This is a genomic window from Cohnella caldifontis, from assembly GCF_029360585.1.
Classification (GTDB): Bacteria; Bacillota; Bacilli; order Paenibacillales; family Paenibacillaceae; genus Cohnella; species Cohnella caldifontis.
This window is the reverse complement of record NZ_JAQZSJ010000003.1, coordinates 396985-410075: the sequence shown is the minus strand read 5'-3', so window position 1 is coordinate 410075 and position 13091 is coordinate 396985. Positions and strand designations below refer to the sequence as shown.

Here is a 13091-nt window from a genome sequence, read left to right as displayed (position 1 = left end):
GAAGACCCCGAAGGGTCTTCTTTGCTATATGGTAAGATTAGATGTCTTTCGCAACTACGAACGTTACGCTCTTACCGTTCGGAGCCAGTGCCGTGATCTCGAACTCATTTACTCCAGGAGCAATGGAGTTAATGAGGCCCGTGATCGGATCGATGCTTACAGCACCGGTACCGCTAGTGGTTTGTACCGTGAAGCGAATGCCCAGTACGGATTGATATTTAGACACAACTGCGTCCTTATATTCAATACCGTATTGGTCTTTAACGATCAGGCTGTTGAAGAGCGAATATGCAAACGTCGTACCGTTATCCAGGTTACCCCAGTCGGTCGAGTTAAACGACTTGCTGGTGTTGTCAGCTTTGATGCTGTCAACAACAATGGTGTCAGCCTTAACCGTTACGTCTTGAGTCAAGTATACCGTGTTGCCTTTGTTGGTGTAAACAACTGCCGTTACCGTTGCAGTACCAGCTTTGTTACCGATGACATAACCATCATCAATCGGAGACGGTGTAGTTACTTTGTCGACTCCAAAATCGATTACAGTCGGGTCGGAGCTGGATACGCTGTACACGTAGTTTTCCGGAAGTTTTACTTCGGTGCCGGAGGCATCCTTAGCAATGACCTTCAGTTTCTTCGCGAATTGGCTAGGCAATACGGGGGTCGGAGTTCTGACGTAATCCGGCGACAAGGAATCGTTAGCCTGATTCGTACCGTTGCCAGTTACCCCGGCATTACCGTTGAACTTGTCTTGAGCGGCAAACAGGCTGCCGATCGTATCGAGCGAATAGGTCAGGTCGGTGTTCGTCTTAATTGCTTCGAAAGAACGGGATACGGTCGAGGAGAAGTCCGAGAAGCCTGCACTGTTCGGATTCTTCTGGATCGTAGCTTTAACTACAACTTTACCTTCTTGGTTAGCCGTGCTGGTGAGATTCCATTTGTCGTTGAACTTATCCAGCTCGTCATACTGGAATACGTATCTGTCCGTTCCAGGCGTCGGATGAGATACTGCAGTTCTCGGCAAGGAGTTCGGTACAGCATTTACGCCGGAACCGGTCTTCACAACATCGACAACCACTTGATATTGCGAAGTTTGGCCGTTGGCGCTAGCAATGTTAGCAACCGACAGATTTCCACGGTCTTTGTTGTATTGGTCCTTCAATTGGAAATCCAGCGTTTCGCCAGCACCGAGGATTGCCTTCGGAGCAATATCGTCGGAAATGGCGATGTGATCCGGAACACGAGCGTCACCGACAACAAGGTTGGTTTGAACGAAGGTGTTCGTCAGCGATTGATTGATCTGACCGGAAACGTAAATCTGGCTGTTAACGCTGTTGTAGATTCCGTTGATCGGAGTGTTAAACGTTACTTTCAGCTTGCCTTTGTCCGAACCGGTTCTCACGATTGCAGCAGACACTGCGTTCGTTGCCGTGAAGTTGAAGCGGGCCGGCGTAATTGCTGCGTTATCGGCGAGATCTTGGGCAGACAGCTTGTCGCCATTGGCGTCATACGCAATTACAGGGATGACAACGTCTTTGTCATTTGCCGCCAGAACTACGGACGACGTGTCGAATTCAATCTTGGTTGCAAGTTTAGCTGCGCCAACCGTAACTTTAGCCGTAGCCGAGGAAGAACCGCCGTAGATGTTCACGGTGTAATCGGCGTTTTTGTCAAGCTTGGCATTCAGCTTAACTTTGAGTACCGGGTTATCGTTATCATCGAACAGGTCGGCTACGTCGAGCGCGCCGCCAACACCCGTCTTAACGACAACAAGGTTTTGTTCATACGGCGTGATTACAGGGTTGATGTTGGAAACGTTGATTTCAGTTACCGTTACCGGCGGCGTTGCAGAAGTGGTGTAAGGGATGAATTGGTTCTTAACGATCGGGTTGCCGTATTGGTCATACAGTTTCAGCGCGATCGTAGCGGTATCCCCAACGTTCGTCAATTTGCTCGTCGTAGCGTTGGAGTAAGTAACGTTGCCCGTTTCGATCTTGCTCAGAAGCGGAACGGTTCCCACTTTGAAGTTCTTCGTAGCCGTGATGCCGCTGTTGTTCATGTAAACAGTAACCGGAATCACGCCATTACCTTGGGTAATACCCGCGGTGCCCGAAACGTTAGCCGTGAAGTAGAAGTTGCCCGACTCGTTCTTCTTCATCGTCACGGTTTGACCGGATACAAGCGCGGTAAAGTTAGAGGCACCCAGCGAGGTAGCTTCGCCGTATTGGTTTTCCGCTCTAACTTCGATCGCAGCGTATTTGCTGTACGGAAGAGTATCCGTCGCACTTACGTATTCGATCTTAGATACGGTTTCGTCTTGAGCCGTGAAGCTTGCCGTTGCAGTTCCAACGGACTCAGCATCCAGACCGCCCAGGGTCACCGTATAGTCGCCGGCCGTGATTCTCGAGTCAAGAGTCAGCGTAGCGGACTTCTTGTCATCGCTCCACTTCGGGGTGGTCGAAACCGTCAGCGAACCTTTCTTCAGCGTCAGCGTAGCTTTAGAGGTGTCAACCTCTCTGTTCAGTTGAACTTCAACCTTGAATACGCCAGCTGCTTTAGCGGAAGCGATGGAAACTTTATCCGGGTTCAGGATTCCGTTAGCGAAGTAAGTAGCGTCAACCAGGGCACCACGGGTAGCGTCAGCCGTGTACGGCGTCGGAACCGCGAAGCCTTTGGCTTCCAGGGCTTTGATGTAGCCAGCGGCCCAGTCAGCAGCGCCGTCAACCTTAGCGTCAGCAACCGGCTCCAGCTTCAGAACTTGGCCCAGCAAGGCAGCAACTTCTTGATTGGTGAGGTTGCCGTTCGGGTTGAACGTGCCATCCGTATTACCGGACATAGCTTTCAGTTCTTTAACGGCTGCGATTTCTTCCGTATACCATTTGCCGAGCTCAACATCGGAGAACGGCTTCTCGGTTACGACTTTCGTGTCCGGATTGCCGATTCCCTCAGCGCCAAGCAACAGGGCAACGATACGAGCGGCTTGCGAACGTTGCAGCTTCTGGTCAAGACCAGCGCTGCCGTCAGCCATGCCGGCGAAGATGCCTTTGGCTTTCAGTTCGTCGAATTTTTGTTGCGTGGTCAGATTCGCATCCGCTGCCGAAGCTACAGACGCGAACGTGCCGAACGCGAGTGCTGCGGACAGAAGAATGGATAAACTTTTCTTCATAACCTTTTTTTCTCCTCCTCGAGAAAACAACTGTTGGTGTTGCTTGGAAGAATGATAGCTCGGTTCTCTCATCGATGTTTCACCCCCTTCCCTGAGATGAGCATTGTCTATAGTGTGTGTCTGCAAGCATGATCTCCCGTTTTAGTAGAAACATGTCGCAGAAACTCGTAAACGAGAGTGACCTGCCGAAAAACACGTAAAACAGGCAGGGTAAAATATGCCACTTTCCCCATTATACATGAGTACGCATATTTTACAAGAGTGCTAGACTAACCCTGGGCTTTCGCCCTGTAACTTCCGATACATGTTGTTAAACGCACACGGCCGGAAAAAGTTGCGGGTAATTTCGATTTTGCAAAAAATTTCGCTCATCCACTATGTAATTCTATGTACGAGCCTTAAAGCTCTTTTAGTATAGCTTGCATCCCCATGCCCCGTCACCATTTAACATTTTCCTTTTTACCCAAGGAAATGAACGACTGCAGGGCGCGGAAGCTCCGAAACCCTGCAGTCTAATAATTATGCTTAGATCCTCTTCAGCTTGACCATGATATTGTACGCGATGACTGCCATATCCGCGCGGTTGAGATTCGATTTCGGGTTGAAGACGAAGGTCGACTTGGTCTGACCTGCTTGTGGCTGAACCTCTTGGCCGCTCATGATCTTCGCCTTAACCACGGCTTGAATGTGCGGGATCGCATAATAGTCGATCGAACCGGCATCCGTGAATTGCTTGGCCAATGACGTCTTGTCTTTGTTCGGATCGCCCAGCTTGTAGTTCATGGCGCGGGCGATGATGACGGCCGCTTGCTCCCGGGTCAAGAAACCTCCCGGGTTGAATGCACGAGGCGCTAGGCCGCTGATGATGCCCGCCCTTGCCGCCGTTTCGATGTACCGGTAATCCCAAAGTGCGCCTGGCACGTTGATGGGCGGCACGTCGGAGAAGGTGAGCAAGTTCGCGCTGGTATCGTAATTAAGAGGCAGATCCAGCATTTTCACGATCATCGTGGCGAATTCGCCGCGCGTGATGTTGTCGTAGACACCGAACAGGTTGCTGGACTTCGGCTGCATGATGCCTTTGGCAAACATCGTATCCAGTTGATTTCGGGCATATGGATGGCCCGTGATGTCATCGAAACCATAACGCACGTTCATGACCGCGTAATATCCGAAGCCGTCCATTGGAGCCGTTATGGTCTTCTTGCCCGTGTTGATCGTTCCCCCGAGATTCTTCCAACTATTGTTGGAGAAATACCAAACGCTCAGGTTTTTGGCCGACTCGTTGCGGATATTGGAGTCGTATTTCAGTGTGATCGTCCCGCGGTTGGTCGGTACCAGCCACTTGGATGAATCTTGTCCGCGGACATAGAACTCTTTGCCTCTCTCATAAGGCTGCATCCCATCCACGGTCTGATAAGTCGTGCCGCCGGCGAGGTAGCCCGCGTCCACCCAGAACAGCTCGGATGCATAGCCGAATTGCGTACGCGTACCCTGTAACAAGTTCGTCGAGATACCGACAGGAGCAATATCGGCAAGCGTACCGTCTTGGGGAACTCCGCTGACGAATTCTCCTACGCGATTATAGCGTTTGATCGTTCTGCCGTCGTTTTTGTCCGCGATGCCTAGCAGCAGCTTTTGGGTGTTAAACAGGTCGACTTGCGGAACGTTGCTCAAGTTTTTCTTTTCCGGATCCCTCAACAGTGTGCCTTTCGGGAACGCAATGCTCAAGTCGCCATTGAACGCCGTCAGTTTGCCTGAAGTGGGCATGGTTGTCTTAAATTGGGCCCCCACCTCGTTCTGGGAGGCGTAATTCACGATGAATTGCCCGTTCGCTTTGGTGGTGCCCGTCGTAATCGTGAATTTAATCGTGTTGTTTCCATTTTTCAGACCGTCTACTGTGCCGCGGAAAATATCGTCCGTGCCTTTTTCCATTTCCTGCTTGCCAATCAGGATGGAGTCGGCTCCCTCTGCCCGGATACTGACTTGGATGAAGTTCTGGTTAATGACCTGCTCATCCGGCAGTTTCGGCGACAGAATCATGAACGGCACCTGGACCCTCGTGACCTGAAGCGTCATCGAACTGGTAGCCGTGCCTTTCGCGACGGTAATCGTTACGCTCTTAAGTCCGCTTGCCGGCAGTGGGATGCTATTCAGCCGGAACCCGGTTCCGCCGCCGGAGACGGCGCCGGTGTTGGTCATTTTGGCGGCATCAGCAGGCGTAAGGCTGGCGCCGGTCGCGCTGGTGTACACAGTCCCGTCGATGCTGACGGAAACGGAATCCGCTTGAAAGACGTTGAACAGCACATCCATCGTTTTTTCATTCGTCGTATAGGAGAGTTCTTCGCCCAATATGAATTTCTTGCCCGTATCAACGGTAGCCCCGACGGGAACCGGAATCAGATTCTGGACACGAGGCAATTTATCGGAGAACAAATACACCGTAACGCTGTTGGAAACCGGAATTCCGTTGGCAGTACCGGAAATCGTAATGGTGTTCGGACCGTCAACCAAGTTCTGTCCGACGCCGTTGGGAATGTTATACGTAAAAGCGCCAGTCGTCGTATTGATGCTGGCGGCAGCCATTGGCAGTGTCGTCCCGTTGACTGTTACCTTAATGGAATTAATGTCGGCGGATGAGCCTAGGTTAAAGTTGACCAATTTCCCCTGAATGGAAGTGAACGCCGTTGAATCTGTGAAAGTTTTTCCATTAAAAATATTGTCTAGTTGAATAAACGGCGTGGGAACGAAAGTCAATGGAATATTCTTTATGACTTCCTCATGGGTCGTGTTATTCAACAGTTTGATATTCAGGACTTGTTCGCCTGCCGGAAGGTTGGTGATTTTAAATACGATTTCACCGGATGCAGTAGAGTAGTAAGTCCTCACGTTTTTGACGTAAGTAAACTGTGGAGATCCAACTGTCACCCCGCCCTGTGTCGTCGTTAACGTAGCGATGTGATTGGCGTTGGCTAAATCGAAGTTCTTGGCTTTGACGGCGATCCATATTGGCGCTTGAAAGAAGACGAGATTATCGGTAAACGCCGAGTTGGACGTGGAAACGACAGTTGTAGAAGGAGACGTCGGTTCCGTTACGTTGTAAAGTTGGCGGACTTCCTGAATGATCGGGCTCGTGCCGCTGCGATATGTGAAGAGTAGCGGGAAATTCACGCTGTCGGACCCATAAGTCCCTTTGACGTACAATTGGTAATCGTCGCTGGTTTGAATATCATAACTTATAGTTGTCGTGAAATTATAAATCGCGTATGAATAGGTTGCGCCCGTAACCGTGACATTCTTGTCAAAAGTCGTGGTAACGAGGGTGTCCGACACATCGTATGATCCGCTATTATTTTTGATTTGCACGTCCAGGTCCAACGTGCTGGAAGGATCGACTTCCACAGCGAGTTTACCGGAGATTTTTCCAATTAAATGCCCGGTAAGGGTGTCGTTAGGCCCTACCGTCGGGTTGCCTTCCAGGCTTGTGGTGGAGATCTTGACGTCGAATGCCGTCGGACGATCATCGTAATATACGACATCCCGTGTAATCGAGTAGGTCATCGTTCCGTTGGATGCAACGAACGAAAGCTTGTTGAGACCCGGCTCCAGTTCGATATTGGAAGCCAGGTAGTCGTCGCCGCCACCCGACAAGGCGCTCTGCCCTTGTACTGTAACGTTGGTAGCATTCGGGGCTTTCAAAAGCAGAGTAATGGTCGGCGTATTCACCAGAGTTGGTTCATCCGATGCGAGGGTCCGGTTATCCGCCAACTTGATGTTGTAAATCGTAGGAACGTTAGGATAGTACACGTAGGCCACGTTGGATACGAAATTGCCGCTGGACTTCCCGAATACCGTGATCTTGTTCAATCCGGCCGCGGGAAGTTTGACGTTGGTGAAACGAAAGCCGTTCGTGCCTTCCAAAATCGGGCTGACGCCGGCGCCATTCAATTCTGCGACAACGCTGCCATCGGACAGGACTGTCTCGATCTTGAAGTACATGGAATCGGTGGCTACGCCGTTATACGTACCCGCGATCTCGATCGTGCCCGAGTTCACCTGCGTCGGGGCATTCTTATCGGTGCTGTAATCGGTGAAATGGAAGTACTCGATCGCCGCATGCGACGGTTGAACCGACAAGACGGAGACGATCATCAATCCGGATAGCAATAAGCTGAGCGTCTTCCTCCACATTCGTTTCATATGCTGCCTCCAAAGCTTTGAAATTTTTGCGTCCGCCGGGATCGTTACCCAAGCGAAATAACGCATGGCAAATGTTACGCGTAGGGTTATATATCGGTAAAAGGGCGTCGAATATTTAGACTTGAAGGGTAGGCTGGAGGTCCCGTTTCCGGGTTTTTCCGGCTTAAGAATATGTAAAAACGGACTGCGCAACGAATTGCACAGCCCGTTCATTGATGAACGATATGATTGCATCACTTCGACCGAGTCTCCGCCTGCGCTTTCATCCGCAGTCTAGCGAGGAAATGCAACACCGGCTTGCGCGATTTGTCGACGATGCCGATGACCTCGGCGCCGATCTGCAGCAGGAAGATCAACACGCAAATGACCACGAACGTCACCCAGTTGCCGTACCCGGTCTTCGACAGCGCGGATTGCAGCACTGCGCAGCCGCCGAAGAACGCGGCGATTCCATAAATGACGAGAACGGTCTTGCGATGGCTGAAGCCGAGCTGCTGCAGGCAGTGATGCAGGTGCCCTTTGTCGGCCTTCATCAGCGGCTTCTTGTTCACCCAACGGCGAACGATCGCGAAGAACGTGTCGGACAGCGGCACGCCGATGATGAGCAGCGGCGTCACGAAGGACAGCACCGTGATCTGCTTGAACCCGAGCATGGACAGCATCGCCAGACTGAACCCGAGGAATAGCGCGCCCGAGTCGCCCATGAAAATTTTCGCCGGGTGGAAGTTGAAGACGAGGAATCCCAAAATGCTGCCGAGCAGCAAAACCGCGAGCAGAACGACCGTGCCGTTGCCCATGATCGCGCCCATGCCCATGATGCTGGCGATCGCGATCGCGGAGACGCCGGCGGCCAGCCCGTCCAGCCCGTCGATCAGGTTGATCGCGTTGGTGACGCCGACGATCCAGAAGATCGTCAGCGGAATGCCGATCCATTCGCCGATCGGCTGCATGGCCGATCCGAACGGGATGTTGACGATGTTGAGCTTAATATCGAAGCCGAAAACGACGACGCACGCCGCTCCGATTTGAATGAGGAATTTGAGTTTGGCGTTCAGGTCGAACCGGTCGTCGAGCGCGCCCATCAGGACGATGATCGTGCCGCCCGTGAGAAGAGCCCCGATCAGGTTCCGGTTGCTTTGCAGCATGTAATTGTCCGGAATGAGCGCCAGCAGCAGCAGGATGACGACGGTGAACGACGCGTAGATCGCGAGGCCGCCCAGCCGCGGCATGATGCGGGTGTGGACTTTCCGGGCGTTCGGGACGTCGACGGCGCCGACGAGGAATGCGAATTTCTTGACCAAAGGCGTGAATAAAAGTGCCAATGCAAGCGCGGCGATGAATCCGGAAATCCCGATTCCGATCATATAACCAGTGGACATGAACGATAACTCCCCTTCTATCTATGCACCGGAAAGAATTATAAACCCGGCGCACGGAAATCAACAAGGCGGTTCTGTCGTCGTTTTTCGGCGTTTTGGTACGTTTTCGCGGTTTTCATGAAATTTTCATGAAGCTAAAGCCTCATTTAAGGACTTTCTCGCCGTCCCTCATCACTTTCAGGGCGAATTGCGGCAATACCAGCATTCTCTTGTACCGTTTCGGTTCTTGCAGCAGCCGGTACAGCCATTCCAGACGCAGTTGCCGAAACAGCTTCGGGGCCCGCTTGAGCTTACCTGCCACGACATCGAAACTGCCGCCCACGCCCATCATGACCGGAACCTGCAGCGCGTCCTGGTACTTCGCGAGCCAAGGCTCCTGCGTCTTCAGCGAACGGGCCACGAACAGCAGGTCGGGCGTTGCCTCCCGGATGGCGGCGACCACGGCGCCGTCTTCCTTCTCATTAAAATATCCGTCGCGGCAACCCACGAACCGCACGCCCGGATATTGCCGCTGCAGGTTATCCCGAGCTTGCTGGATGATTTCGGACGTCGTTCCGAGCAGGTACACCTTCCAGTTGCGCAGATCGCCTTCGCGCAGCAGCTCGTGCATCAAGTCGAAGCCCGCCACGCGCTCCTGCACCGGATCTCCCGCCCGTTTGGCCGCCCAGACCACGCCGGCGCCGTCCGGCACGACGAGGTCGGCCGATTGGAGCACGCGATGGAACGCGGGGTCCTCGAATCCGGCCATCAGCATGATCGGATTTCCGGTGACCACGCGGTGAGGTCGGCGCGACTCCACGGCCTGCACGAGGTATGCCACGGTTTGTTCCATGTTCATTTTCGAAAAGGGAACCCCGTACAACGACACCGTGGGATAGGATCGAACCATCTGCGGACTTACGCTCAAAATGGAAGCCACCTTCCTGTTGCCTATGTTAAATACGCGCGAGCGCCACGATTTGTTGCGCCGGCTTAACGGATTCTAATTTCAGCCGCCGGATGGCCGGACGAACGGAAACTTGCCAAGCCTCCGGATCGTCTAGCACGGCAGCAGCCCGGTCCGCGAAAATTTCGGGGTCGAGCGCCTCCGTCGTTCCGACCGGTTTTTGGCCCAGTTGCGCGAGAAAATGGTCGATTTTCGGATCGTACGAAAGGCCCAGCAGCGGCACCCCGCGATTCGCGGCGTAGATGAGCGAGTGCAGCCGCATGCCGAACAGCAGCCGGCAACGGCCCACCTCGCGCAGCATCGCCTGCGGCTCGTCGTGCGCCGGCGCCAGCTCGCACATCCCCGCGGCCGCCGCCGCGGAGAGCCGTTCCATCACGTACCGGGACGCATCCTCGTCCGGGCCGTGATGGAACGGCAAGAAGCGCAGCCGGACGCTCCGCCGTCCGGCCAGCGCTCCAAGCGCGGCCGCCGCGCGGTCCAGGTCCGCCCGGTCGCCGCGCCAAAACCTCACGGACACGCCCACCACCGGGGGCCCGTCCGCTTCCTCCGCGGCTGCGCCGGCCGCCCGCGCGTCCGCGCCGATTCCCGCGCCCAATCCCGCGGGATCGGCGCCTCCCCCCGGCGCCTTGTCCGCCGCCATACCCGCCGCGCCTGCGGCGCCGAGTGCCTCCCCCGGCAAGGGCAAGCCCATGACCGGGTCCGGCACGACGTCGACGCGCGCCTCCGGCACCCCGAACCGGCGAAGCAAAGCCGCCGATTCCTCGTCGCGCACCGACACGTACGCCGCCTTGCGGAACGCCCGCGCGATCGGCCGATGGAACACCCCGCGCCGCACCGGGCCGATCCCCTGCGCGTACACGAACGTCGGCTTGCCGCACCACCGCGCCATTTCCATGATCCCCAAATAATACGGAATCGACCCGAGCCCCGTTGCGTCCTGCAGCAAGCTTCCGCCTCCGCTGATCAGCCCGTCGCTGCCGCGCAGCGCCGACCACACGCTGCCGAGCTTCATGCGCGGCACGGCTTCCACTCCGTACTGCCGGCTCGTCCAAGCCGGATCGGCCGACAGCACGACCGGTTCGACGGTCACCCCTCGTTCCCGGCCCGCCGCCTCGAGCGCCGTCAGGATGCTTTTCAGCACCGCCTCGTCCCCGCTGTTACGGAACCCGTAGTATCCGGAAAGAACCAAGCGCATTACGAATTAGCCCCCCGAACTTCCCGTACCTCCCGAAGGGAGACCCGCTTCCAGATGCGTTCCCCGATCTGCCAGAGCGCGATCAGCACGAGGCCGATGATCAGCCCGAGCCCCAGGCCGAGCAGTACGCGCGAGATCGACAGGATAAGCGGGGTGTGGATATGCGCGAACGTGTCCACCATCGACAGCTGCGCGATCGTGCCGGCCACGATCAGGAACGCGGCGTAGCGGTATCGCAGCGTCAGGAAAATGCCCGCCAGCATCAGCGGATGCCCGATCAGGAACTCCTTCGTGCGCGGACGCACGCCGAACGTATTTTCCAGGAACGAGCGGAACGTCAGCTCGATGCCCGACACCTGGCCCGCGTTGCCCGTCCGGGTCATGTAGTAGATGCCGGCAGCCCCCAGTACGGCGATGGCCGCCACCCACAGCACCGTGATCGGCGTGTTCAAAATCCGCCGCGCGTTCGCGATTACGCTCCCCCCCGGTCCGTACAGGAACACGTAGATCGCGGCGAGTCCGATCGGCGCCGCATGCAGCAGGCTGACGCCGCGGAATTGCTGCAGCACGAGGTTATACGAAATGTGGTTCAGCAACGCAACAACCAGCGGGATGGCGGCCATCGACAGCACCGCCGTGCGGACGTAGAGCAGCACCGCGCTGCCCAGCCGGCGGCCCGCGCTCAATTCGTCGGAGCGGTTGGCCCGCAGCCGCCGCACGAGCAAAATCACCGCAGCCGTCGGAGCCGCGATCGCCGCGAACAACGCCAGCGCCTGCACCATCAGCGTCGGCTTCAGCACGTACAGCCCCGCTCCGCCGACCAGGCCGAGCGCGAACACGATCGTCAGCCAGGACGGCAGGAACATCCCGACTACCAGCGCGACCAGCGCGATCCCCCCGAGCATCGCCAGCCCGCGCAGCGCGGTTTCCGCCGGCTCATGATGGACCGTGAACGCGTGAGGCGTGCCGATCGTGAAGCCGAATTGCTCCAGCTTGTCCACCGCGCCCTGCGGCACGCCCGCGTCTTCGTTCCCTTGCAGCGCGTCCTCGATCGTCTTGAGCGGACTCGTGACTTTGCCTTTGACCCCGTCCCGCGAAGGAATCGAATTCAGGAACACCAGCCGGATGTTCCGGTCCTTCACCGCGAGCAGGATGCGGTCCGCCAGCGCGTCCGCTTTGATCGTTGCCATTTCCTGATCCGTTACCGAATGGGCCCGGATGACGTCGTAATCGATCAGGTTGGAGAGCTTGGACAGCCCTCGCACCGGCGCTTTCAGATTTTCGAACGAAGCGATCCCGATCCCGTTGTTCTTCAGGATATAGGCGAACTCCTGAATGCCGTCCGGCTTGCCCGGTTCCGGAGACGGTTTGCTCAATCCGGGCACCGCGTCCCCGTCGAACGAGATCCGGTCGATCCCCATCGCCTTGAACGATTTGATCCATTGGTTCAGCAGCTCCGGATCGAACTTCTCGAAACGGTCCGACAGCCGCGGCACCACCCACAACCCGGCGTCCCTCAGCTTCTTGATCTCGATCGGGTTCGGCTCCATCGGACGCAGCGTCGCGTCGTCCTTGCCCATGCCGATCGCCACGCCGTTCCGTCCGTCGAACGACCAATCCGCGACGTCGGCGCCGTGCCGGGCAAACCCGTCTGCGATCAATTGCCGGACCGTGGCTTCATCCTCCGGTTTCAGGAATAACACGTACGTGCGGTTGTCCCCCGGCGTCGGAACTTTGCCCTGCAGCGTGGCAGCCTCGGCGGTGCTGTAGACGGAGATTTCCCCGGACCAGGCGAGCTCTTCCAGAGTGCTCTCGTACACGATCGCGCCGTTCACGCCGGCCTGCTTCAGCTTGTCCAGTTGCTGCGAGACGTAAGCCGGCGGATCCGCCTGGGTCGCTCCGATCTGCAGCAAGTCCTTGTAGTCGATGACGATGGCCGTCTGGTCCGCCGAGCTTTCCGTCTGGGACCTCGCGTACATGACCGGCAATGAAGCGATTACGCCGACCAGCACGACCCACCAGAGCCACCCCGCCATCCTGCGATTCAACCTGTTCCACCACTGGGGCACAACCGTCACTCCTTCATAATGTTTCAAAATGATGCCAAGCTTACGCGGGATTCGACTATTAATGTATTTATTACGTCACCCTTAGGTTGATAAGGCTCATTCGTTCGTGATGGTGCCTGGGGCTGATGTTCGTCTTTTTTCG

The 13091-nt window shown here is 55.9% G+C and carries 6 protein-coding genes; all 6 read right to left on the bottom strand.

What is annotated here, in order from left to right:
* Positions 1 to 37: 37 nt before the first annotated feature.
* Positions 38 to 3235, bottom strand: a complete 3198-nt coding sequence (locus PTZ19_RS07670; protein WP_276353541.1) for an S-layer homology domain-containing protein — start codon at positions 3233 to 3235, stop codon at positions 38 to 40.
* A 453-nt stretch (positions 3236 to 3688) separates the two neighbouring features.
* Positions 3689 to 7360, bottom strand: coding sequence for an S-layer homology domain-containing protein (locus PTZ19_RS07665; RefSeq protein WP_276353540.1), 3672 nt, complete (start codon positions 7358 to 7360; stop codon positions 3689 to 3691).
* A 233-nt stretch (positions 7361 to 7593) separates the two neighbouring features.
* Positions 7594 to 8724: an MraY family glycosyltransferase gene (locus tag PTZ19_RS07660; RefSeq protein ID WP_276353701.1), complete on the bottom strand. Its 1131-nt coding sequence runs from the start codon at positions 8722 to 8724 to the stop codon at positions 7594 to 7596.
* A 157-nt stretch (positions 8725 to 8881) separates the two neighbouring features.
* A complete protein-coding gene (locus PTZ19_RS07655; protein WP_276353699.1) occupies positions 8882 to 9628 on the bottom strand; it encodes a WecB/TagA/CpsF family glycosyltransferase in 747 nt (248 codons plus the stop codon).
* A gap of 46 nt (positions 9629 to 9674) precedes the next feature.
* On the bottom strand, positions 9675 to 10880 hold the full coding sequence (gene csaB, locus PTZ19_RS07650; protein ID WP_276353539.1) for a polysaccharide pyruvyl transferase CsaB: 1206 nt from the start codon (positions 10878 to 10880) through the stop codon (positions 9675 to 9677).
* Positions 10880 to 12859 carry a DUF5693 family protein gene (locus tag PTZ19_RS07645; RefSeq protein ID WP_422614983.1) on the bottom strand — a complete coding sequence of 660 codons (1980 nt, stop codon included), beginning with the start codon at positions 12857 to 12859 and terminating at the stop codon, positions 10880 to 10882. The genes csaB and PTZ19_RS07645 overlap by 1 nt, the downstream gene beginning before the upstream one ends.
* Positions 12860 to 13091: the final 232 nt, after the last annotated feature.

What these genes read in the sequence shown, in the direction of transcription:
- PTZ19_RS07660 (WP_276353701.1), bottom strand. Translation starts at nt 8,724, where the DNA reads ATGATCGGAATCGGGATTTCCGGATTCATCGCCGCGCTTGCATTGGCA.
- PTZ19_RS07665 (WP_276353540.1), bottom strand. Translation starts at nt 7,360, where the DNA reads ATGAAACGAATGTGGAGGAAGACGCTCAGCTTATTGCTATCCGGATTG.
- PTZ19_RS07670 (WP_276353541.1), bottom strand. Translation starts at nt 3,235, where the DNA reads ATGAGAGAACCGAGCTATCATTCTTCCAAGCAACACCAACAGTTGTTT.
- PTZ19_RS07655 (WP_276353699.1), bottom strand. Translation starts at nt 9,628, where the DNA reads ATGGTTCGATCCTATCCCACGGTGTCGTTGTACGGGGTTCCCTTTTCG.
- csaB (WP_276353539.1), bottom strand. Translation starts at nt 10,880, where the DNA reads ATGCGCTTGGTTCTTTCCGGATACTACGGGTTCCGTAACAGCGGGGAC.
- PTZ19_RS07645 (WP_422614983.1), bottom strand. Translation starts at nt 12,859, where the DNA reads ATGTACGCGAGGTCCCAGACGGAAAGCTCGGCGGACCAGACGGCCATC.